15 protein-coding genes and 1 pseudogene are annotated in these 21,688 nt (G+C 74.2%); 9 read left to right on the top strand and 7 right to left on the bottom strand.

From position 1 onward, the window contains the following. The first annotated feature begins 165 nt into the window (after positions 1-165). The 4 genes from ACFCV8_RS24025 to ACFCV8_RS24010 all read left to right on the top strand — a co-directional run bounded on the left by ACFCV8_RS24025 (position 166) and on the right by ACFCV8_RS24010 (position 7,363). Entirely contained in the window at positions 166-3,528 is a 3,363-nt protein-coding gene (locus tag ACFCV8_RS24025; RefSeq protein WP_376687484.1) for an FHA domain-containing protein, read from the top strand. Positions 3,529-3,679: 151 nt separating this feature from the next. Then, entirely contained in the window at positions 3,680-5,041 is a 1,362-nt protein-coding gene (locus ACFCV8_RS24020) for an ABC transporter substrate-binding protein (protein ID WP_376687483.1), read from the top strand. Between the two features lie 4 nt (positions 5,042-5,045). After that, positions 5,046-6,443 (top strand): carbohydrate ABC transporter permease, encoded by a 1,398-nt coding sequence (locus tag ACFCV8_RS24015; protein ID WP_376687482.1) that lies wholly within the window; start codon positions 5,046-5,048, stop codon positions 6,441-6,443. Beyond that, positions 6,440-7,363 (top strand): carbohydrate ABC transporter permease, encoded by a 924-nt coding sequence (locus tag ACFCV8_RS24010; protein ID WP_376687481.1) that lies wholly within the window; start codon positions 6,440-6,442, stop codon positions 7,361-7,363. Before ACFCV8_RS24015 ends, ACFCV8_RS24010 begins: the two co-directional genes overlap by 4 nt. 62 nt (positions 7,364-7,425) lie before the next feature. Here the strand turns inward: ACFCV8_RS24010 and ACFCV8_RS24005 are convergent, their stop codons facing one another. The 3 genes from ACFCV8_RS24005 to ACFCV8_RS23995 all read right to left on the bottom strand — a co-directional run bounded on the left by ACFCV8_RS24005 (position 7,426) and on the right by ACFCV8_RS23995 (position 10,686). After that, on the bottom strand, positions 7,426-7,800 hold the full coding sequence (locus ACFCV8_RS24005) for a hypothetical protein (protein WP_376687480.1): 375 nt from the start codon (positions 7,798-7,800) through the stop codon (positions 7,426-7,428). 79 nt (positions 7,801-7,879) lie between these two features. Then, on the bottom strand, positions 7,880-9,394 hold the full coding sequence (locus tag ACFCV8_RS24000) for a methyltransferase domain-containing protein (RefSeq protein WP_376687479.1): 1,515 nt from the start codon (positions 9,392-9,394) through the stop codon (positions 7,880-7,882). A 50-nt stretch (positions 9,395-9,444) separates the two neighbouring features. Beyond that, entirely contained in the window at positions 9,445-10,686 is a 1,242-nt protein-coding gene (locus ACFCV8_RS23995; protein WP_376687478.1) for a hypothetical protein, read from the bottom strand. A 383-nt stretch (positions 10,687-11,069) separates the two neighbouring features. Between ACFCV8_RS23995 and ACFCV8_RS23990 the strand changes: the two genes are divergently transcribed. Further along, positions 11,070-14,567, top strand: a complete 3,498-nt coding sequence (locus ACFCV8_RS23990; protein WP_376687477.1) for a CDP-glycerol glycerophosphotransferase family protein — start codon at positions 11,070-11,072, stop codon at positions 14,565-14,567. An 80-nt stretch (positions 14,568-14,647) separates the two neighbouring features. Here ACFCV8_RS23990 and ACFCV8_RS23985 read toward each other — a convergent pair whose 3' ends face one another. The 4 genes and pseudogenes from ACFCV8_RS23985 to ACFCV8_RS23970 all read right to left on the bottom strand — a co-directional run bounded on the left by ACFCV8_RS23985 (position 14,648) and on the right by ACFCV8_RS23970 (position 18,353). Continuing rightward, entirely contained in the window at positions 14,648-15,871 is a 1,224-nt protein-coding gene (locus ACFCV8_RS23985; protein ID WP_376687476.1) for a prealbumin-like fold domain-containing protein, read from the bottom strand. A gap of 138 nt (positions 15,872-16,009) precedes the next feature. Further along, positions 16,010-16,323: pseudogene (locus ACFCV8_RS23980) on the bottom strand (TetR family transcriptional regulator); the annotation flags it as partial. Between the two features lies 1 nt (position 16,324). Then, positions 16,325-17,584: a prealbumin-like fold domain-containing protein gene (locus ACFCV8_RS23975; RefSeq protein ID WP_376687475.1), complete on the bottom strand. Its 1,260-nt coding sequence runs from the start codon at positions 17,582-17,584 to the stop codon at positions 16,325-16,327. Between the two features lie 163 nt (positions 17,585-17,747). Beyond that, positions 17,748-18,353 (bottom strand): TetR/AcrR family transcriptional regulator, encoded by a 606-nt coding sequence (locus tag ACFCV8_RS23970; protein WP_376687474.1) that lies wholly within the window; start codon positions 18,351-18,353, stop codon positions 17,748-17,750. A 138-nt stretch (positions 18,354-18,491) separates the two neighbouring features. Between ACFCV8_RS23970 and ACFCV8_RS23965 the strand changes: the two genes are divergently transcribed. The 4 genes from ACFCV8_RS23965 to ACFCV8_RS23950 all read left to right on the top strand — a co-directional run bounded on the left by ACFCV8_RS23965 (position 18,492) and on the right by ACFCV8_RS23950 (position 21,646). Beyond that, positions 18,492-19,436, top strand: a complete 945-nt coding sequence (locus tag ACFCV8_RS23965) for an ABC transporter permease (protein WP_376687473.1) — start codon at positions 18,492-18,494, stop codon at positions 19,434-19,436. After that, the gene (locus ACFCV8_RS23960) at positions 19,429-20,232 is read left to right on the top strand and encodes an ABC transporter ATP-binding protein (protein ID WP_376687472.1); all 804 of its coding nucleotides are present in this window, start codon (positions 19,429-19,431) and stop codon (positions 20,230-20,232) included. Before ACFCV8_RS23965 ends, ACFCV8_RS23960 begins: the two co-directional genes overlap by 8 nt. A gap of 111 nt (positions 20,233-20,343) precedes the next feature. Continuing rightward, positions 20,344-21,336: a serine/threonine-protein kinase gene (locus ACFCV8_RS23955; protein ID WP_376687471.1), complete on the top strand. Its 993-nt coding sequence runs from the start codon at positions 20,344-20,346 to the stop codon at positions 21,334-21,336. Positions 21,337-21,388: 52 nt separating this feature from the next. Beyond that, positions 21,389-21,646: a hypothetical protein gene (locus ACFCV8_RS23950; RefSeq protein WP_376687470.1), complete on the top strand. Its 258-nt coding sequence runs from the start codon at positions 21,389-21,391 to the stop codon at positions 21,644-21,646. Positions 21,647-21,688 lie beyond the last annotated feature (42 nt).

The following is a 21,688-nucleotide window of genomic DNA, read 5'->3' as shown; positions in this document are numbered from 1 at the left end:
GCGATGTCAGTGGCAAGTGCGAGGATGCCCTCTGCACGGGCTGTGGGGTTGGGCCCCCTCGGCACGTGACGAACCTGTACCGGACGACGCGTCCGCGGCGGGTGGGGGGAGTCACAGGGCGTTTCCCCTGCTCGGCGCGGCGCGCAGAAGGGACCGCTGACGGCGATGCAGATCCGGCTGACCGTCCTCGCGCCGCGCAGCGGCCAGACTCCGGCGCGCGCGTGCGACGTGCTGGTCACCGCCCCGCCCGGGACGGCCCTCGCCACCGTGGCCTCCCAGCTCGCCACGGCCGCCCTCGGGCCCGAGGGCCAGCTCGGCGGCGGCGCGGTGGTGCTGTACGCCGGGCGCGAGCGGCTCGACGGGCAGCGCTGCGCGCTGGGCGAGCCGCCGCTGGTGGACGGGGCGGTGCTCTCGCTCCAGGTCCCCGGCGAGGACGAGGCGGTGGACGACGCGGTCCCGGCGCGGCTGCACGTGGTCGCGGGGCCGGACGCGGGCGGGGTCCATCTGCTGCACGGCGGCCGCATCCGGATCGGCCGCTCCGCCGACGCCGACGTGCCCCTCGACGACCCCGACGTGTCCCGGCTCCACTGCGCGGTGACGGTCCTGGGCGACGGCACGGTCTCGGTGGCCGACCTCGGCTCCACCAACGGCACCCTGCTCGACGGCGTGGAGGTCCACGACCGCCCGGTCCGGCTGAAGCCGGGCGCGCTGCTGCGCCTCGGCGAGTCCACGCTCCGGTTCACGTCCGGCGCGCCGACGCCCGCCCTGCCGACCGCCCCCGACGGCGAGGGCCACCTCCGGGTGTCCGGCACGGCGGGCGCCGCCGGCACCGTCGGCGGGCCCGGCCCGGACCGCACCCCGGCCGCCTTCCCCGACCCGGACCCGGACCGGGCGTACGACAGCGAGGGCGCGGCGGAGGCCGGTGCCGTCCCGTCCGCCGTCACCGCGCCGGAGGACGGGTCGCCGCGCCGGGGCGGGATCGGTGCCTGGGCCCGCCGCCTCGCGGGCGGCCGGGGCGAGGCCGCGCAGGCCCCCGACGGCCCCGGGGACGCCGGGCCGTCCTCGCCCGCCGCCGCCCCGGCGGCGCCCGGGGGCGGGGAGCGGAGCGCCTGGCCCGATCCGGCGGCCGTGCTGCTGACCGCGCTCGGCCCCGGCCCCCGGCTCTGGGAGCGCGGCGCGGACCACCCCGAGGCGCTCGTGGTGCGGCTCGGCACGACCGACCGGGCGGAGCTGCCCGTGGTGCCGGTGACGGTGGGGCTGCGGGAGGCCGGTTCGCTCGGGCTCGCGGGGCCGCGGACCCGGCTCGCCGGGCTCGCCCGGTCCGTGGTGGCGCAGCTGGCCGCGCTGCACTCCCCGGCCGATCTGGAGATCGTGCTGATCAGCGCGGACCGGGCGCGCGGTGCGCAGGAGCGCAGGAGCGAGTGGGCCTGGCTCGGCTGGCTGCCCCATCTGCGCCCGGCGCACGGCCAGGACTGCCGCCTGCTCCTGGCCCACGACCGCGACCAGGCCGCCGCCCGGGTCACGGAGCTGGTCCGCCGGCTGGACGACGGCCCGCTCGGGCCCGGCTGGGCGAGCGTGGACCGCGCCACGGTCGCCGAGGCCGCGGCACGGTACGCGGGTCCGTACACCGTGGTGGTCCTCGACGGCGATCCGGGCTCGGCGGCGCTGCGCGAGAACGCCGCCCGGCTGGCCGCCGCCGGTGCCGCGGCGGGCATTCATCTGATCTGTCTGGCCGAGACCCCGGCCGCCACCCCCACCTCGCCGGTCGCGGCGACGTACGAGGCCGCCTGCCACGCCTCGATCCCGTTCCGCGAGTGCGGGGCGGTGGCCATGCTCAGCGGCGACGTGGCGACGGCCCTGCGGCTGCTGCGGACGGCGGGCGGGCAGGCCGCGGGGCGGGGCACGGTCGCCTCGGTGGACGCGGTGTCGGCGCACTGGGCGGAACGGTTCGGCCGGGCGCTGGCGCCGCTGCGCGCGGAGGGAGCGGTCCCGGCGCACGGCCGGTCGGCGGCCGCGCTCCCGACGACCGCCCGGCTGCTGGACGAGCTGGGGCTGGCCCGTGCCACCCCGGCGTCCCTGATGGCCCGCTGGGCCTCCACCGCCGACGAGCAGCCCGGGGCCGCGGTGCGCGGTGCGGGCCGCTGGACGGACGGCGGCGACCCGGGGAGCCCCGGTCCGGGCCGTACGGAGCATCCGCGCGCGGCGGGCCCCCGGGTGGGGGCGCAGCGGGTGGGCGGTGCCTCGTTCCCGGGCAGTGAGCACGCCACCCATGTCGGCGCCCCCGGCCACCTGCTCGTTCCCGAGGACGGGCTCGACGCCCCCGGATCGGGGCGTACGTCCCCGGGGGCCGGAGGCCCTCGTACCGCCGCGTCCGGGCACGGCTCCCCGCACCGGGTGAGCGGACCGCGCGGCGAGGACGCTCCCCGGATCGCCACCGCCGCCCCGGCCCCCTCCCGTTCCGCGTCGGCGTCCGCCGAGGGCGCCGGGTCCGGGACGGTCGGGCGGCCCGTGATGGTGCTCGGGGCCGGGCCCCGGGGCCCGGTCAGCGTGGACCTGTCCGAGGAGGGCCCGCACCTGCTGATCGAGGGGCCGACGGGCAGCGGGCGCACGGAGCTGCTGCGGGCCGTCGCCGCCTCGCTCGCCGCGGCCGCCCGGCCCGACCAGCTGGGCCTGATGCTGGTCGACGGCGTCGGCGGTGACCGGGGCGAGGGCCTCGGTCCCTGCATGGAGCTGCCGCACGCCTTCTCCCATCTGGTGGCCTCCGATCCGCTGCGGATGCGGGAGTTCGCCCAGGAGCTGAGCGGTGAGCTGAAGCGCCGCGCCGAGCTGCTCGGCCCGTACGACTTCACCGAGTGGCACCGCCGTCAGGAGGTGGGGCGGCGGATGGTCGGCCAGCGCCCGGCGTCCGCCGCGGAGCAGCGCGGTGATCTGGACGCCCCGCCGAGCGGGACGCTCCGGCTGCGCCCGGCCGCCGGGCCGGCCGGTCCCGGCCCCACCCCGCTGCCCCGGCTCGTCGTGCTGGCCGACGACTTCGACGCGCTGGTCGCCCCGGCGCTCGGCAGCCCGGGCCGGCCGGCCGCGGGTTCGGTGGTGCGGGCCCTGGAGGCCGTGGCGCGGGAGGGCGGGCGGCTGGGCGTGCACCTGGTCGCGGCGTCCGCCCGCCCCGACCGTACGGAGGACACGGACCTGGCCCACGGGGCGCGGCTGCGCATCGTGCTGGACGCGCCGGTGGTGCCGCGTTCGCCGGAGGACCCGGCGCCCGGCCGGGGCAGGCTCGGGCATCCGGACGGGCGGGTCACCCCGTTCCAGGGCGGCCGGGTGACGGGGCGCATCCCGCGTACGGCCACGCTGCGGCCCACCGTCGCACCGCTGGAGTGGGAGCGGATGGGCGATCCGCCGGCCCGGCGCCCGGTCCGCGAGCTGGGCAACGGGCCGACCGATCTGGCGTTGCTGGCCAGTGCGCTGGAGTGGGCGGCCCGTTCGGTCCAGGCCGACCCGATAGCGCCGTTCGGGCCCGTCCCCTCCTGATCCGGCCGGGTCCGGACATGGCCCGACAATGCTCTGACATCACGTCACGAGCCCATCACGATAAGGGAGTTGAGGCAGAGAGCGGTATTGCGGGCCCTCAGTACCCCGCGTAGGACTGTGCGCACACAACGATGTGAGAGACGGGGAAGCAATGCGCACAACCCTTCGGATCAGCAGGGCCGCCGCGGTGGTCACCGCCGTCGGCGCCCTGGCCCTCACCGGGTGCGGCAGCGGGAACGATCACAGCACACCGTCCAGGACGACGGGGGACGGCAAGGGCGGCCCGTCGAGCGTCTCGCTGCCGAAGCTGGACGGCGAGAAGCTGTCGGTCGCGGCGGTCTGGACCGGCGCCGAGCAGGCCAACTTCGTCAAGGTCCTCAAGGAGTTCGAGAGCCGTACGGGCGCGGAGGTCACCTTCGTCCCGGCGCAGGACCCGATCGTCAACTTCCTCGGTACGAAGATCGCCGGGGGCCAGCCGCCGGACATCGCGATGATCCCGCAGGTCGGCGCGGTCCAGCAGGCCGCGCGGAAGAAGTGGGCCAAGCCGGTCGGCCCGGAGGCCAAGGCTCAGCTGGCCAAGAACTACTCCCAGGTCTGGCAGGACCTCGGCGCGGTGGACGGCACCCAGTACGGCGTCTACTTCAAGGCCGCCAACAAGTCCCTGGTCTGGTACAACGCCAAGGCGTTCGAGAACGCGGGCGCGAGCGAGCCGAAGACCTGGCAGGACTTCCTGAAGACCGCCGAGACGGTCTCCGCCTCGGGCGTCACCCCGGTCTCGGTCGGCGGCGCGGACGGCTGGACCCTCACCGACTGGTTCGAGAACGTCTATCTCTCCCAGGCCGGTCCGCAGAAGTACGACCAGCTGGCGCAGCACAGGATCAAATGGACGGACCCGTCCGTCAAGGACGCGCTGACCGCGCTGGCCGAGCTCTTCGGCAAGCCGTCGCTGATCGCGGGCGGCGCCGACGGGGCGCTGCAGACGGAGTTCCCCGCCTCGGTCACCCAGACCTTCACCGGCGGCGACCAGCCCAAGGCCGCGATGGTCTACGAGGGCGACTTCGTGGCGGTCAACATCGGGCAGACGAAGGCGAAGATCGGGACCGACGCCAAGGTCTTCCCGTTCCCGGCGGTCGGCGCCGAGTCCCCCGTCGTGACCGGCGGCGACGCCGCGGTGGCGCTGAAGGACGGCAAGGGCGCCCAGGCGCTGCTGACCTGGCTGGCCTCGGCGGACGCCGCGAAGATCATGGCCGAGCAGGGCGGGTTCATCTCGCCGAACAAGGCCCTGGACGCCGCCGCGTACCCCAACGAGGTGCAGCGGACGATGGCGAAGGCGCTGATCTCGGCCGGTGACGCGGTCCGGTTCGACATGTCCGACCAGGCCCCGCAGTCGTTCGGCGGCACGCCCGGCAAGGGCGAGTGGAAGATCCTCCAGGACTTCCTGAAGAACCCGAAGGACATCGCGGGGGCCCAGGCGAAGCTGGAGTCCGAAGCCGCCAAGGCGTACAAGAGCTGACGCGATGACGACAGCCGCAGCGGGGGGCGCCGAGCCGGTGCCCCCCGCCGAGAAGCAGACATCCGACCGTCCGACACCCGACAGGCCGGCCTCCGGACAGCAGGCGCGCGGCCGGAGCACGACCGGGACCCGCCGACTGGTCGCCGCGCTCTTCCTGGCGCCCGCGCTGGTGCTGCTGGGCGCGCTGGTGGTCTATCCGATCGTGTACTCCGTCTACCGGTCGTTCCTCGACCAGGCGGGTACGGGTTTCGCCGGACTCGACAACTACGAGGCGCTGTTCACGGACGACACGATCCGTACGGCGGTGAAGAACAACGCGATCTGGGTGGTGGTCGCGCCCACCGTCTCCACGGCCCTCGGGCTGATCTTCGCGGTGCTCACCGAGCGCATCCGCTGGGGCACCGCGTTCAAGCTGGTGGTCTTCATGCCGATGGCGATCTCCATGCTCGCCGCGGGCATCATCTTCCGGCTGGTGTACGACGCGGCCCCGGAGCGCGGGGTCGCCAACGCCGTATGGGTGGGGGTGCACGACACGTTCAACGAGTCGTCGAGCTACCCGAAGGCGCATCCGCTGCCCGTCCACCCGCTCAAGGCGGGCGGTGGCGGTTCCTTCGTCACCAAGGAGCCGGTACGGGCCGGGCAGCCGGTGCGCCTGCCGCTGGTGGGGGTGGTCCCGGCGAACATGCCGAAGGACGCGGAACCCGCGAAGGCCACCGGGGCGCGGGACGGCGGGATATCCGGCACCGCCTGGCTGGACTTCACCAAGGGCGGCGGCGGACGTCCCAATGTCATCGACGCCCGGGAGCTGGGCCTGAAGGGGCTGCGGGTCGAGGCGGTCAGGGGCGGCGAGGTGGTCGCCTCGGCGACGGCGGCCGCGGACGGTACGTTCACGCTGCCCGCCTCTGCGGACGGTGCCCTGGTCCGGCTGCCCGCCTCGAACTTCGCGGAGCCGTACAACGGGGTGGAGTGGCTGGGCCCGACGCTCGTCACGCCCGGGATCATCGGTTCCTACGTCTGGATGTGGGCCGGGTTCGCGATGGTGCTGATCGCGGCGGGGCTCGCCGGGCTGCCGCGCGAACTCCTCGAAGCGGCCCGGGTGGACGGGGCGAACGAGTGGCAGGTGTTCCGCCGGATCACGGTGCCGATGCTGGCGCCGGTGCTGGTGGTGGTGCTGGTCACGCTGATGATCAACGTGCTGAAGATCTTCGACCTGGTCTTCGTCATCGCGCCGGGCTCCTCGCAGGACGACGCGAACGTGCTGGCCCTCCAGCTCTACCGCTCGTCGTTCGGCACGGACGCGGACCTCGGGATCGGCAGCGCCATCGCCGTACTCCTGCTGCTGCTGGTACTCCCGGTGATGTACGTGAACATCCGCCGGATCCGGAAGGAGGGGCGCCGATGACGACACCGTCGACCACGGCAGCGTCCACGGCCGCGAGCACGACCGCCGGGGACGCCCCGGCGAAGGCCGGGCGGTCGCTCGGCGCGCGGCTCGCCGCCCGGGCGGGCGGCGGTGCGATGCGGATCTTCCTGGTCCTGGTGGCCCTGTTCTGGCTGATGCCGACGGTCGGGCTGCTGCTGTCCTCGCTGCGCGGGGCGGACGACATCGCGTCGAGCGGCTGGTGGAAGATCTTCACGGCCCCCTCCCGGCTCACCTTCGACAACTACGCCCGGCTGCTGGAGAACTCCACCATCACCGGCTCGCTCCTCAACACGGTCATGATCACGGTCCCGGCGACCGTGCTGGTCGTGGTGATCGGCTCGCTGGCCGGGTACGCCTTCGCCTGGCTGGACTTCCCCGGCCGCGACTGGTGGTTCCTGCTGGTCGTGGGGTTGCTGGTGGTGCCGGTGCAGGTCGCCCTGGTGCCGGTCTCCAAGCTCTTCGGCGCGGTCGGGATCTTCGGGACGACCCCGGGCGTCGTCGTCTTCCACACGGCCTTCGGCCTGCCCTTCGCGATCTTCCTGCTGCGGAACTTCTTCGCGGAGATCCCCCGGGAACTGCTGGAGGCGGCCCGGCTCGACGGGGCGGGTGAGATCCGGCTCTTCACCCGGGTCGTGATGCCGCTGGGCGGTCCGGCGATCGCCTCGCTCGGGATCTTCCAGTTCCTGTGGGTGTGGAACGACATGCTGGTCGCGCTGGTCTTCGCGGACTCGGACTCACCGCCGATCACGGTCGCCCTCCAGCAGCAGGTGCGGCAGTTCGGCAACAACATCGACGTGCTGGCGCCCGGCGCCTTCCTGTCGATGGTGATCCCGCTGGCGGTCTTCTTCGCCTTCCAGCGCCAGTTCGTCTCCGGCGTGATGGCGGGCGCGGTCAAGTAGGGCCGCCGCGACCGGTGCCGTACGGGGCAAAGGCCGACCCCGGCCGGCACCGGTGCCGGCCGTCAGCGCTGCTGTCCGGCCATCACCGTGACCAGGCCGACGACCACCAGCAGCGAACCGCTCCAGGTCCACATCGACGTCCGCTCGTGCAGCACGGTCGCCCCGGCCAGCACGATCAGCAGGTACCCGAGGGCGTTGAACGGGTAGGCGATGGAGAGCGGCACCTTGGCCAGGGTCGCCATCCAGGCCAGCGCGGACACCGCGAAGACCAGCAGCCCGAGGACGACCCAGGGGCTGGTCGCCGCCCGCAGCGCGACGGAGCCGCCGCCGTGGTCCGCGGCGGCCGCGGCGGTCTTCATCCCGTGCTTGAGCATGATCTGGCCGCCCGCCGAGGAGAACACGGCGAACAGCAGCAGCGTCAGACTGGGAAGGGTCATGGCCTTGCTCCTGACTGCGGCGCGCGGCGGCCGCCGCTCGGGCACGCGGGGCGCGGGGGTGGGACGGGGGACGGCGGGCTCAGACGCCGACCCGGTCGGCGGGGGCGTACTGTCGGTTGAGGATGTCCTGTACATCGACGTGCTCTCCAGCGATGATCGTCTCGGCCGCATGCGGGGTGAGCAGTGCGACGTGCTGATAGCCGAACAGCGTCGGCCTGACCCGGGTGAGCAGCTTGGACGCACCGCCCAGCGCCCCGGCGAGCGGTCCGCCGCCGAGCAGCGTCCAGAACGGGGCCCCGGTCGAAGTGAGTTCGAGGACGTCGTAGCCCGCCTCGCGGACCGTGCGGCGCAGGCTGGACCGGGTGAAGAAGCGCAGATGCGTTTCGTCGAGGATGCCGCGCCGGTCGTAGCCGAAGACGCCGAGCGCGACCCGCAGCCGGGAGTACCAGTGGCTGAAGTTCGGTACGGAGAGCAGCACCCGGCCGCCGGGCCGCAGCACCCCGGCGACCTCCGCGAGGACCCGGTCGGGCCGCGAGAGGTGTTCGACGACATCCCCGGCGACCACGTAGTCGTAGTCCCCGCCCAGCTCGGCGGGGAGTCCCTCCTCCAGGTCGGCGAGGAGGAAGCGGGTGCAGTTCTCGCGGACGCCGGGGACCTCGACGTAGTCGACGCCGGTCACCTCGTGGCCGAGGGATTCGAGCCGCCGGGCGAACAGGCCGCCGGAGCAGCCGAGGTCGAGGACCCGGCCGGGCGGGAGGCGGCGCATCCGTTCCAGGATGACGGCGTGCGAGGAGCCGTCGCCCTCCTTGAAGGCGTATTCGACGGGCTTGGGAATCCAGCCGCAGGTCCCGAATCCCTTGACGGCGAGCCGGTATTCGAGGACGTCCTTGACGACGTCCTTCGCGTACTTCACGCCGTTGACGTAGCAGATCTCGTCGCCGTAGTAGGTGGGGACGGGGATCTCCTTGATCCGCATTCCGGCGTCGAGCAGCTGGACGATGATCTGGGTGTCGAAGTCGAAGGCGTCGGTATTGCGGTGGATCGGCAGCTTCTTGAGTGCCGCGACGCTGTAGGCCCGGTATCCGGAGTGGAATTCGGTGAGCCGTGAGCCGAGCAGGGTGTTCTCGACCCGGGTGAGAATGCGGTTGCCGAGCCATTTGTACACCGGCATGCCGCCCTTGAGCGCGGAGCCGGATTTCATCATCCGCGAGCCGAAGACCGCCTCGCATTCGCCGCGTTCGATGGGCGCGACCATGTCGGGGAGCAATTCGGGGGCGTACTGCCCGTCGCCGTGGAGCAGGACGACGATGTCGAGTCCGTGCGCGGCGGCCAGGGCGTATCCGGCCTTCTGGTTCCCGCCGTATCCGAGGTTCTTGGTGTGCCGCATGACGAACGTCGGCGGCATTCCCTCGGTCTGCGACCAGCGGCAGCCCGCGGTGAAGGTCGCGTCGTGGCTCGCGTCGTCGAGGATGAGGATTTCGGCGATCCTGGACCGGAAGTCCGCCGGGATGCGGTCGAGGGTCCGCTCCAGTGTCGTCTCGGCGTTGTACGCGACCACCAGGATGCCGATCCTGGGGCTCGGGCTTTCCGTCACGGGGCGTTCTCCAGTCGCTCGGGGTGCGTGGGGGGGATGCTGAGGAGGGGTCAGTTGACGGTGGAGCCGGTGGGGCGTGCGGTGCGGGGGGCCGTGACACGGCTCTCCCCGGCGGGCGGTTCCCCGGGCCGGTCCGGGGAGGCGGCGAGGATCGTGCGTACCCCGACGGCCAGGGCGGCGGCGAGCACCAGCCAGCCGAACTCGGCGAAGTGCAGCACCGTTTCGCTCCAGCGCACGGCGGAGCGGCCCCGGTAGCCGAGGACCGCGGTCACGCCGAGCACGCAGCTGTACGCGGCGCCCGGCCAGAAGCCGACGACGAACAGCCCGGCGGCCGGCCAGGTCAGGTACTGCAGCGCGGAGGCGGTGGAGAGCAGGAGCAGCAGGCCCATCGTGACGCCGACGACGACGGGCAGCTGCGCGGGGCGCAGCCGGGCGAGCAGGATCCCGGCCGCCACGCAGGCCAGCACGAAGAGGAAGTGGCCGTCGCCCTCGATGAAGGTGATGAACGAATCCGGCAGGCCGAGGAGGTCGGCGAACCGCACCAGCCCCCAGAGCCGGAAGCCGCCGCCGGCGTACTCCAGCACGTTCTCCTCCAGGTTCTTCGGGACGGTCGCCAGGACCGGCCCCCAGACCAGGGCGAACAGCGCGGTGAAGCCCGCGGCGAAGCGGAGGAGCACCGGCCGCCCGGCTCGCAGCGCGACGACGAACAGCGCCGGGATCACCACCACGGGGATGAACTTGACGCTGATCGCGAGCGCGGCGGCCACCCCGGCGGCCAGCGGCGCCCTCCGGTCCACGAGCAGGTGTCCGGCGAGCAGGGCGAAGGTGATGGCGACCGCGTCGGTGTTGCCGTGGTAGCCGGAGGTGGCGATCAGTACGGGGCTGGCGGCGACGCCGGTCCCGCAGGCGACGGCGGCGCCGAGGGAGGCGCGGCGGCGCATGATCTCGAACACGAGGAGCGCGCAGAAGAAGTCGGCGATCGAGGCGGGGGCCCTGATCAACGTGCCGAAGGGAATGCCGAGTTCGGAGATCTTGTTCAGGCCCAGCAGCATCCATCCGGCCAGTGGCGGGTGATTGTAGACGGGCAGTCCGGGCAGCGGCTGTTCATAAATCCGAATGGGCCCGTAACGGACGATGGCGTGGGCGAATCCGCGGAAGATGTGCACATCGGCCGGACCCCGCATATTCGCCGCGATCAGCATGCGGGTGAGGAGACCCGCGGCCGCGGCAATGAGCACCACCGCTCTCGCGCGGGGCACGTTCCAGGTCTCGCATCGCATTCGGATACCCATGAAAACAGAACGTAGCAACCCGAGGACGCTGAGCGACGTATCGAATGCCGCACTTGTGCGGACCATTACGTGAATGCGCCGGAAGGTGTGCACGCCCGCGCGGTGTCGCGTCACCCGGACGGTCCAGCGGGGGTGCCGTGCCCGGTGTCGTCATCGCCGCCGGTCGCGGTCTTTCACGAACGGGTGAGATCCGCGGGGCCGGGATTGCCGTACGGTCCGGCTCCGCGGGGCCCCGGAATCCCCGCCGTACACGGGTGACGTGGACCTGGGCGCTCCGGGGCGCGGCGGCCGGGCCCGGCCGCGCGGCAACCTCGCGCCTCCGATGCCGTCACCCGTTCGGGGCAGTGCCGGTGACCCGGGGCGTTCGCCCGGGTTGTCCGTACATGAAACCGCGCCTCAGTGTCGTCGTCCCGGTCCACCCTCACGCGGACCATCTGGAGGACTGCCTGCGTTCGGTGGCCGAGCAGTCGGTCACGGACATCGAGGTGGTCGTGGTGGACGACGGTTCGACGGAGCGCGGTACGGCCGTCGCCGAGGGGTTCGCCGCCCGGGACCGGCGCTTCCGCCGGGTCCGGCATCTGGGCGGCGGTGCGGGGGCGGCCCGCAACACGGGGGTGCGGCACACCACGCCGGGCGTGCCGTACCTGGCGTTCGCCGGGGGCGGCGGCATCGTCGTGCACGACGCCTACGCGCGGATGCTGGGCTCGCTGGAGTCGACCGGCTCCGATCTGGCGACCGGCAATGTGTGGTGGCTGACCGATCAGGGGCGCCAGCAGGCCCGCCCGTACCACTGGCTGGCCGAGAGCCGGGCCCGCACCCACATCGGGCGCGAGCCGCGGCTGCTCTCCGACCGCCCGGCCTGGAACAAGGTGTTCCGCCGCTCGTTCTGGGACCGGCACGGCTTCGCGTTCCCGGAGGGCCGCTCCCACGAGGACCCTCCGGTGATCATTCCGGCGCACTATCTGGCCGGTGCGGTGGACGTGCTGCACGAACACGTCCACTACTGGCGGCTCCGGGAGGGCCGGACCGTGCGGCGGCGCACCGACGCGCCCGACGTACGGGACAGGATCGCGGCGTGCGAGCAGGTCAGCGCGTTCCTCGCGGGCCGGGGCGGGGCGGCGAACGCGGCGGCGCGGCGCCGTTACGACCTCTCGTGCCTGCGCGACGACTTCGCCTGCCTCCTGGACGAACTGCCGCTGGGCGGGGCGGGGTACCGGCAGGCGTTCATGGCGGGGGCCGGGGCGTTCCTGGACCGGATGGAGCGGATGGACGGGGTGGGGCGCGCGGACCGGGTCGTGGCGCACGAGCTGCCGGTGGAGCTGAGGGTCAAGTGGCAGCTGGTGAAGGAGCGGCGGCTGCCGGATCTGCTGGAGGTGCTGGCCTTCGAACGGGCCAACGGCGCCGGGACGTTCACGGTGGGCGGGGTGCCGGGGCGGCGGCAGGCGGTCTTCCCGGTGGTCCCGGACACGGCCAGGCTGGCCCGTACCGATCTCCCGGCGGTGGCGCGGCTGTCGGAGGCGCGATGGAGCGAGGACGGGAAGCTGCGGCTGCGCGGCTACGCGTACGTCCGCAATCTGCCGGCCGCCTCGCCGCGCCAGTCGCTCCGGGTGGGGCTGGTGCGGGCGATGCGGGGGCAGCAGCTGCGGACGGTGCCGGTGCGCGGGGTGCCCGCGCCGGAGGCGACCGTCGATTCCGGTCAGCAGCTGCACGGCTACCAGCACGCGGGGTTCGAGATGACCGTCGATCCGCGCAGGCTGCGGCCCGGCGGCTGGCTGGTGGGCATGATGGTGGCCGCGCAGGGCACGGCCCGCCGGGTGGCGGTGCGTGCCACGGAGCCGGGGGCGGGGCTGCCGCTCGTCCACGAACTGGGCGACGGACGGCGGGCGGTGCTCGACCACCCGGGCGGGCGGCTGCGGCTGACCCTGACCCAGCTGCCGGCCCGGTGCGAGTACCACCGCTTCGGCCGGGACCTGGAGCTCACCGGCAGGCTGTACGGGGACTCCCGGCCCAAGGCCCTGGTGCTGAGCTGCGAGGGGGTGGCGGACCAGGAGTTCGGCCACCCCGTGGAGTGCCGCCCCGACGGTCGGTTCACGGTCCGTCTCCCGCTCGCCGATCTGGCCGGGATGACGGCCGTGCCGCCGGCCCCGCACCGGGCGCCGCGCGAGGTCGAGCCGGAGCCCTTCGGGCGGTGGCGGGCGCGGCTGGTGCTGGCCGACGGGGAGCGGGTGCCGCTAGCGGCGGCCCCGGAGTCGGCGCCGCCGGTCGTGGCGGACGCGCGGGGCGAGCTGGTGCTCGATCTGAGCGGGCAGCCGTTCGTGGACTCCGCGGTGTGGACCCCGGACGGTGCGCTGCGGGTGGAGGGGGTGACCGGCGCCGGGACGGGTTTACGGCAGGAGGAGGGGCCGGACCGTCTGGTCCTGCGGCACGGGGTGCTGCGGGAGACGGTGTCGGTGCCGGTCACCCACGGGGAGGCGCGGGACGGGGGCGGGGGCGGGCGCCGGTTCACCGCGTTCCTCGCGCCCTCGGTGGCGGCCGGGCTGCGTGAGGGCCACTGGGAGGCGGCGCTGGGCGGGCGGCCGGTGCGGGTGCTGACCTCGCTCGCCGCCCGGCTGCCGCTGCGCCGGAACGGGCCGGTGGCCGGGGCCCTGGTGCCGGGGCGGGAGTTCGCCCTGGACCGGTGCTCGGGCGACCGGCTGACGGTGCTGGCCGGACCCGTGCTGGCGCCGGGCGACCGCGGCGCGTACCGCCGGGCGGAGCTGCGCGGGCGGCACTACCCGTCGCGGCGTGCGATGCCGATGCGGGACGCGGTGCTGTACACGGGCGGCGACTCCCCGCGCGCCGTCCATGCCGAGCTGCTGCGCCGGGGGGTGGCCTCGGAGCATCTGTGGGTCACCGACGGCGTCCACAGAAACGTCCCGGCGACCGCTGTACCGGTCGTCGAGCACAGCACCGCCTGGTACGAGGCGCTGGCGCGGTGCCGTCGTATCGTCACCTCCGACCAGCTGCCCGAGTGGTTCGAGCGCCGTCCGGGCCAGACCGTCGTGCAGACCTGGCACGGCGCCCCGCTCGGCCGCTTCGGCACGGATCTGGCCGGCACCCCGTACGCCGACCATCTGGAGCTCGCCACCCTGGCGCACCGCTCGGCCCAGTGGTCGGTGCTGGTCTCCCCCAGCAGCCACGCCACCGGGCTGCTGCGGCACGCGCTCGGCTACCGGGGCGAGGTGCTGGAGGCCGGTTCCCCCGCCAACGACCTGCTCTTCTCGGCCGACCGGGACCGGATCGCGGAGCGGGTACGGCGCAGGCTCGGCATCCCGGACGGCCGCCGGGTCGTGCTGTACGCGCCGACCTACCGCGACCATCTGATCCACCCCGGCCCCGGCCCCGGCGGGCGGCCGCACTACCGCTGGGCCCCGGGGCTGGACCCGGCCCTGCTGGCGCGGAACATCGGCGGCATCCACACGGTGCTGGTGCGCCGCCATCCCCGGGTGGTGGGCAGCGTGCCGGAGCGGCCGGACGTGCACGACGTGTCGGCGCACCCGGACACCGCGGAGCTGCTGCTGATCGCCGACGTACTGATCACGGACTACTCGGGCCTGATGTTCGACTTCGCGCACACCGGCCGCCCGATGGTCTTCCACACCAGCGATCTGGCGCACTACCGCGACACCGTGCGCGGCTTCTGCCTGGACTTCGAGGACCGGGCACCGGGACCGCTGCTGACCGGTACGGCGGAGATCGCCGCACTGCTGCGGGACGCGGGCGCGCTGGACGCGTCGGCGGCGCGGCACTCGGCGGCGTACGAGAGTTTCCGCCGGGACTTCTGCGATCTGGACGACGGTTCGGCGGCGGCCCGGGTGGCGGACCGGCTGCTCGCCGAGTAGGCAACGGTCCCGGGGAGCGTCCGCCGCGGGGCGCCCACCGGGACCGGTCCGGGGCGCCCCCGGTGTTCGCCCGTGCGGGTTCAGGCGCGGCTGTTGCTGACGGAGGCGGCGAGAACGGGGTCCCGCTCGGTCAGCTCGTAGGGGCCGATGACGGGGTTGTCGGGCAGCTCGTAGCCCTCGGGGACGGCGGTCTCCTCCAGGTAGAACGTCCCCGGTGCCAGGCCGCTGAACTCGCACCGGCCCCGTTCGTCGGTGGCGCGGGCGCTGCCGACCCTGGTGTCGGGGTCGCGTCCCACGACCTGCAGGCCGTCGATGCCGTTGGTCTCCCGCCACAGCTGGAAGACCGCGCCCGTGAGCGGCTTCCCGGTCTTCTCGTCGGTCTTCTCGACCTTCACCAGGCCGGGCTGGGCGGAGCAGGGCCCCCACTGGAGGACGGCCCCGCCGTTGCCCAGGCGCGAGCCGGTGACGAAGGTGGCGTTCGCGGGTCCGGTGCTGGACCCGCCGCCGCCCCCGGCCCCGCTGTTGCGGGCGGTGGGGGACGCGGCGCCGCCGCCTCCGCCGGTCGCCCCGCCGCCGCCCCCGCCGCCCACACCGCCGTGCGGGTCGCGGATGCTGTCGCCGCCTCGTCCGCCGACCGGCCCCACGGCCGGTGAGCCGTTGTCGCCGTTCGGCTCGGTGGTCGGGACGTTGACGCCGCCCGCCCCGCCCGGCCGGCCCGGCCTGCCCTCGTCGTCGCCGGGCAGCCCGTGGCCGGGGTCCCCGCTGCGTCCGCCGTTTCCGCCGCCGATGGCCGAGGAGTACAGGGACGCGCCGCCGCCGCCCCCGCCGCCCGCCACGACCAGCGGGGCCGCGCCGGAGCCGATGACCGTACGGCCGCCTCCGCCGCCCGCGGCGTTCCCGCTGACCCGGCCGTCCGCGCGGTGGGCTCCGCCCTGCCCCCCGCCGCCGTAACCGCCCAGGGTGGGCGCTTCGGGGTCGTCACCGGCGTGGCCCGCGCCGCCGACGTCGACGGTGAGGACCTGGCCCGCCGTCACGTCCAGCACGGCGGAGACCTGGCCACCGCCGCCGCCCGGCGCGCCGTACCGGCCGGCGCCCCCGGCCGCTCCGTACGCCGTGGCGGACAGCTCGCAGACCCCCTCGGGAACGGTGAACCGCTCGGGAGCCCCGGTGAAGACGAAGGTCCGCGACCCGGCCTGTCGCGGGGCGGGCGGGTCGGTGGCGAAGGCCTGGGCCGAAGGCGCGAGGAGCAGCGCCGCGGAGACGGTCAGCGCCGCGCCCGCGAGCCGTGTGCGGGGAAGTGTCATGGGCGCAACGTACGTACGCATTCCGCGCATGCGTGCGAGGCGGCGACGGCGGCCCGGCAGCGCGACCCGAATGGCCGCGCTCCTTCACCGGACTGCCCCGTGGAAGGCCTCCGGAAGGGGCGGCGCCGCCGCCCGGAGTCACGCGGGCCGGGCCAGCGGTCTCCGCACCGGCCGGGCCCACCGCCCGGGACGCCCCCGGCTGCGCCGGGCGGCGCCCGTGGCGGTGGCCGGTTCGCCGAGGCGGCCCGCGGGAGGCCGGGCGCGGACCACGACCGGCCTCCGGTGGAGCGGGCCGACGATCAGGTCGGGCGCCCGGCGCCCTCCGGACCGCGGGCCGCCTCGACCAGCAGGTCCAAAATCACCTGCGAGGCGACCGGGTGACGCGGGGCGTACGCGGCGGGTTCGGGCACGGCCCGGACATCCCCGTACAGCGAACCGGTCGCCGGGGCGGGGTCACTTGCAGTCCTTGCCCTTGCAGGGTTCACGCCGGGTGTTGGCGACGGTGACGGTGAGGTCGGGGTCGGTCGCGGTCAGCTCCAGGGGGCCGGTGACCGGGTTCCTGGGCAGCTCGTAGCCCTCGGGGACGGCGGTCTCCTCCAGGTAGAACGTCCCCAGTGCCAGGCGGTCGAAGGTGCACAGGCCCTGGTCGTCGGTGGCGCAGGCGCCGCCGATCCTGGTGTCGGGGTTGCTTCCGGTGGTCTGGAGCCCGTTGATGCCGTTGGTCTCCTGCCACAGCTGGAAGACCGCGTCCGAAAGCGGTTCCCCGGTCTTCCCGTCGGTCTTCTCGACGGTCAGCAGGCCGGGCTGGGTGGGGCAGGGTTCCCACTGGAGGACGGCCTCGCCGTTGCCGCGCCTGGCACCGGTGACGAAGGTGGCGTTCGCGGGTCCGGTGCTGGACCCGCCACCGCCCCCGGCCCCGCTGTTCTGAGCGGTGGGGGACGCGGCGCCGCCGCCCCCGCCGGTCGCCCCGCCGCCGCCCCCGCCGCCCACACCGCCGTGCGGGTCGCCGGTGTTGTCGCCGCCGCGTCCGCCGACCGGCCCCACGGCCGACGAGCCGTTCTGGCCGTTCGGGTCGGCCGTCGGGACGTTGATGCCGCCCTGGCCGCCCTCGCCGCCCGGCCGGCCTGGCTTGCCCTCGTCGTCCCCGGGCAGTCCGGTGCCGGGTTCACCGGTCCTGCCGCCGTTTCCGCCGCCGATGGCCGAGGAGAAGAAGGACCCGCCGCCGCCGCCCCCGCCGCCCGCCACGACCAGCGGGGTCGCCCCGGAGCTGATGACCGTACGGCCGCCTCCGCCGCCCGCGGCGATGCCTCTGATCTGGCCGTCCACCCGGTAGGCGCCGCCCATGCCGCCGCCGCCGTAGCCGCCCTGGGTGGGCGCGAGGGGGTCGTCACCGGCGTGGCCCGCGCCGCCGACGTCGACGGTGAGGACCTGGCCCGCCGTCACGTCCAGGGTGGCGGACACCTGGGCACCGCCGCCGCCCGGTACGTCGTACTGGCCGGTGCCGCCGGCCGCTCCGAACGCCGTGACGGACAACGAGCAGACGTCCTCGGGGACGGTGAACGACTCGGGGGCGCCGGTGAAGACGAAGGTCCGCGACCCGGCCTGTCGTGCGGTCGGCGGGTCGGTCGCGAAGGCAGGGGCCGAGGGAGTGAGGAACAGCGCCGCGGAGACCGCCAGCGCCGCGCCCGCGAGGCGCGTACGGGGAAGTGTCATGGTCGCAACGTATGCACGGCACCCTCCGTACCCGGGCGAGGCGGCGGCAGCGGCACGGTGGCACGACCTGAACGGCCGCGTTCCTTCACCGGACTGCCTCACCGAAGACCGGGCCGGTGCCGGGTCGGCGTGGGGGGGGTGAGGCGTACCGGTACGAGGGTGGTCAGCTGCGCAGGGCGGCGACCGCGGCGGTGGCCAGTTCGTCGAGGTAGCCCGCGGGGAGCGGGGTGCGGACGACCGCGAGGCGCCAGTAGAGCGGGCCGACGATCAGGTCGAGCGCCCGGTCCGGGTCGCTGTCCCCGGGCAGTTCGCCACGGGCGACGGCGTCCCGGACCACCACGGCGGCGATGCCCTGCTGCGGGTCGAGCAGGGCGGCCTTGATCGTGTCGGCGATCTCCGGACTGCGGGCCGCCTCGACCAGCAGGTCCGGAATCACCTGCGAGGCCACCGGGTGACGCAGGGCGTACGCGGCGAGTTCGAGCACGGCCCGGACGTCCCCGTACAGCGAACCGGTCGCCGGGGCGGGCATGCCCTGGACGGCGACGGCCGAGACCAGGTCGAGGACGAGCGCCAGCTTGGACTTCCAGCGGCGGTACACGGCGGTCTTGCCGACGCCCGCGCGCCGGGCGATCCCCTCCATCGACATCCGGGCGAACCCCACCGCGGCCAGCTCCTCGAAGACGGCGGCGCGGATCGCGTCGGTGACGTCCTCACGCAGCACGGCGGCTCCGGCGGGGGCGCGGCGGCGGGTTCGCGGGTCGGTGGTCATGCCGGAAATCATAGTCCGTCACGACGGAACGGTTGCGTTGCGACGTAACCACGTCCTACCCTCGGCGTTGCGACGATACGGTCCCGTTCCGTCGGAAGCGGCCTTCTTCGCGTCCCCCCTCCTCCCTCGAAAGTGATCGTGGTGAGCCAGACAGCAGCCCCGGCGGCCCCGCCCGCCGACCGCCCCGTACCGCCTTCTCCTCCCGCGTACGCGCCCGGCGAGCTCGCCGCGCTCGCCGCCCGGCACGGCCTCGCCATGAGCGGCGCCCGGCCCTCGCTGCCCGCGTACGTACGGCAGCTGTGGGGGCGGCGGCACTTCATCACGGCGTTCGCCACCGCCAAGCTGACCGCCCAGTACAGCCAGGCGAAGCTCGGCCAGATCTGGCAGATCATGACCCCGCTGCTCAACGCGACGGTCTACTACTTCATCTTCGGCGTGCTGATGAACACCAAGCGCAACGTCGAGGACTTCGTTCCGTTCCTGGTCACCGGCGTCTTCATCTGGACCTTCACCAGCAGCTCGATCACCGCGGGCACGCGTGCGATCAGCGGCAACCTGGGGCTCGTGCGGGCGCTGCACTTCCCGCGCGCCTCGCTGCCGATCGCACTGGCCCTGCAACAGCTCCAGCAGCTGCTCTTCTCGCTGGGCGCGCTGGTGCTGATCCTGGTGGGCTTCGGGCAGTACCCCCGGCCCTCCTGGCTGCTCGCCGTCCCGGCGCTGTTCCTCCAGGCGCTGTTCAACACCGGGCTCTCCATGGTGGTGGCGCGGCTGGCCGCCCGTACCCCGGACATCGCCCAGCTGATGCCGTTCGTCCTGCGGACCTGGATGTACGCCTCGGGCGTCATGTGGAGCGTCGACACGATGCTCAAGGGGGACCGGGTCCCGCACGCCGTGATGGTGGTGCTGGAGTGCAATCCGGCCGCCGTCTTCATCGACCTGATGCGGTTCGCGCTCATCGACAGTTTCGGCGCGAGCCATCTCCCGCCGCACGTCTGGGCGATCGCCGCGGGCTGGGCGCTGGTGTGCGGCATCGGCGGATTCGTGTACTTCTGGCAGGCCGAGGAGCGGTACGGACGTGGCTGACACAAGGACCGACGAACGCATCCCCACCGTCGTCGTGGACGACGTCCACATCACCTACCGGGTGAACGGCGCCCGGACCGGCCGTGGCAGCGCCACCTCCGCGCTCAGCCGGATCGTCTCGCGCCGCCGGGTCCCGGGCGTCCGCGAGGTGCACGCCGTGAAGGGCGTGAGCTTCGCCGCGTACCGGGGCGAGGCCATCGGGCTGATCGGCTCCAACGGCTCGGGCAAGTCCACCCTGCTCAAGGCCATCGCCGGGCTGCTGCCCGCGACCGGGGGCCGGGTCCACACCCAGGGCCAACCCTCGCTGCTCGGGGTGAACGCCGCCCTGATGTCCGATCTGACCGGCGAGCGCAACGTGGTCCTCGGCGGGCTCGCGATGGGCATGTCCCGGGCCCAGATCCGGGAACGCTATCCGGACATCGTCGACTTCTCCGGCATCAACGAGAAGGGCGACTTCATCACCCTGCCGATGCGGACGTACTCCTCCGGGATGGGCGCCCGGCTCCGGTTCTCCATCGCCGCCGCCAAGAGCCACGACGTCCTCCTGATCGACGAGGCGCTGTCCACCGGCGACGCCCGCTTCCGGCGGCGCAGCAAGGAACGGATCGCCGAACTCCGCGAGGAGGCGGGCACGGTCTTCCTGGTCAGCCACAGCAACAAGTCGATCACCGAGACCTGCGACCGGGCGATCTGGCTGGAGGCGGGCACGCTGCGGATGGACGGCCCGGCCGAGGAGGTCGTCGCGGCGTACGAGCAGTTCACCTCCGGCCGGAAGAAGAGCCCGGCCAAACGGTAAACTCCGCTGCCGCGCAGGGGAGCCGCGGGCGCGAGGAATCCGGGGGCCGCGGCGGGAAGGCCCCGGCACCGGGCGAACGGGGCCGTGCGCGCGAGGAGTTCGGGGGAAGACATGCAGGACGGAGTACCCGGGCCGCTGCGGACGGACGATCCCCGGGAGGTCGCGGGCTACGTCCTGCGGGGCCGGGTGGGTGAGGGCGGCATGGGCACCGTGTACCTCTCGCACACCCGGGGCGGCCACCCCGTCGCCCTGAAGGTGATCCGCCGGGACCACGCGCGCCAACCGGAGTTCCGGACCCGGTTCGCCCGCGAGGTGACCGCCTCCCGCCGGGTCTCCGGCTACCACCTGGTGGCGGTGGTCGACCACGACGCGGAGGGGGAACGCCCCTGGCTGGCCACCCACTACGTCCCCGGCCTCCCGCTGAACGCGGTGCTCGCCGCGCACGGGCCGCTGCCCACGGCCGCGGTGCTCCGGCTGACCGGCTGCCTCGCCACCGCGCTGGACGCCGTCCACGCCGCCGGGGTCATCCACCGGGACGTCAAGCCCGGCAATCTGCTGCTCGCCGCGAGCGGCCCCTGGCTCCTCGACTTCGGGATCGCCCGGGCGACCGACAACCCGACCCTCACCACGGCCGGGCGGCTGGTCGGCAGCCCGTCCCACATGTCGCCCGAACACGCCCTGGGGAAGCAGCTCACACCCGCCTCCGACGTGTTCGCCCTCGGGCTGCTGGCCGCCGAGGCCGCCACCGGGCTGCATCCGTACGGGCGGGGCCAGGGTCTCGCCCTCGCCATCCGGATCGCCGGCACCGACCGCGAGCCCCCGTCGCTGGACCACCACCCCTCCCCACTGCGGGAGTTGCTCGTACGGTGCCTGTCCGCCCGGCCCGAGGAGCGCCCGTCGGCCCGCGAGGTGGCGGAGCTGTGCCGGGAGGGGCTCGGCGGGCCGGGCCTGCGGGACTTCGCCGGATGGCTGCCGGGCCCGGTGGCGGCCGCCGTGGACCGGATCGAGGCGGCGACCAGGCCGCTGCCGTCCGCGTACACCCCCACGTACGTGCCGACGGTGCGCGACCCCATGGCGGCGCGGCCGAATCCGGGCCCCGCATGACGGTTTGACGCCACGTCACCTGTCGTAGGCTCTCGTCCGGTCACGTTCAGCCATGAGAGCGGGGGAGGCTCCCATCAGTACCGGCGTCGGCGACATACTCACACCCCTGGGCCCGGACGATCCGCAGGAGACCGCCGGATACCGGCTGCTCGCCCGCGTCGGCGAGGGCGGCATGGGCACCGTCTACCTCTCGCGCACCCGGGGCGGCCAGGCCGTCGCGCTGAAGCTGATCCGCCGCGAATTCGGCGACGACCCGGAGTTCCGCCTCCGCTTCGAGCAGGAGGCAGCGGGCGATACCCGCCTGCGCTGACGGCACCGTCCCGGAACGCCGGAGGGGCGGCCACCGGAACCT

This window comes from Streptomyces sp. NPDC056347 (assembly GCF_042262625.1).
GTDB lineage: Bacteria > Actinomycetota > Actinomycetes > Streptomycetales > Streptomycetaceae > Streptomyces.
This window is presented reverse-complemented; position numbering and strand designations above follow the sequence as displayed.

Bases quoted from the DNA above. Each gene is read 5' to 3' on its own strand.
- ACFCV8_RS24025 (WP_376687484.1), top strand. From the start codon at position 166: ATGCAGATCCGGCTGACCGTCCTCGCGCCGCGCAGCGGCCAGACTCCG.
- ACFCV8_RS23950 (WP_376687470.1), top strand. From the start codon at position 21,389: ATGAGAGCGGGGGAGGCTCCCATCAGTACCGGCGTCGGCGACATACTC.
- ACFCV8_RS23985 (WP_376687476.1), bottom strand. From the start codon at position 15,871: ATGACACTTCCCCGCACACGGCTCGCGGGCGCGGCGCTGACCGTCTCC.
- ACFCV8_RS23970 (WP_376687474.1), bottom strand. From the start codon at position 18,353: ATGACCACCGACCCGCGAACCCGCCGCCGCGCCCCCGCCGGAGCCGCC.
- ACFCV8_RS23990 (WP_376687477.1), top strand. From the start codon at position 11,070: ATGAAACCGCGCCTCAGTGTCGTCGTCCCGGTCCACCCTCACGCGGAC.
- ACFCV8_RS24020 (WP_376687483.1), top strand. From the start codon at position 3,680: ATGCGCACAACCCTTCGGATCAGCAGGGCCGCCGCGGTGGTCACCGCC.
- ACFCV8_RS23975 (WP_376687475.1), bottom strand. From the start codon at position 17,584: ATGACACTTCCCCGTACGCGCCTCGCGGGCGCGGCGCTGGCGGTCTCC.
- ACFCV8_RS24015 (WP_376687482.1), top strand. From the start codon at position 5,046: ATGACGACAGCCGCAGCGGGGGGCGCCGAGCCGGTGCCCCCCGCCGAG.
- ACFCV8_RS23955 (WP_376687471.1), top strand. From the start codon at position 20,344: ATGCAGGACGGAGTACCCGGGCCGCTGCGGACGGACGATCCCCGGGAG.
- ACFCV8_RS24010 (WP_376687481.1), top strand. From the start codon at position 6,440: ATGACGACACCGTCGACCACGGCAGCGTCCACGGCCGCGAGCACGACC.
- ACFCV8_RS23995 (WP_376687478.1), bottom strand. From the start codon at position 10,686: ATGGGTATCCGAATGCGATGCGAGACCTGGAACGTGCCCCGCGCGAGA.
- ACFCV8_RS24005 (WP_376687480.1), bottom strand. From the start codon at position 7,800: ATGACCCTTCCCAGTCTGACGCTGCTGCTGTTCGCCGTGTTCTCCTCG.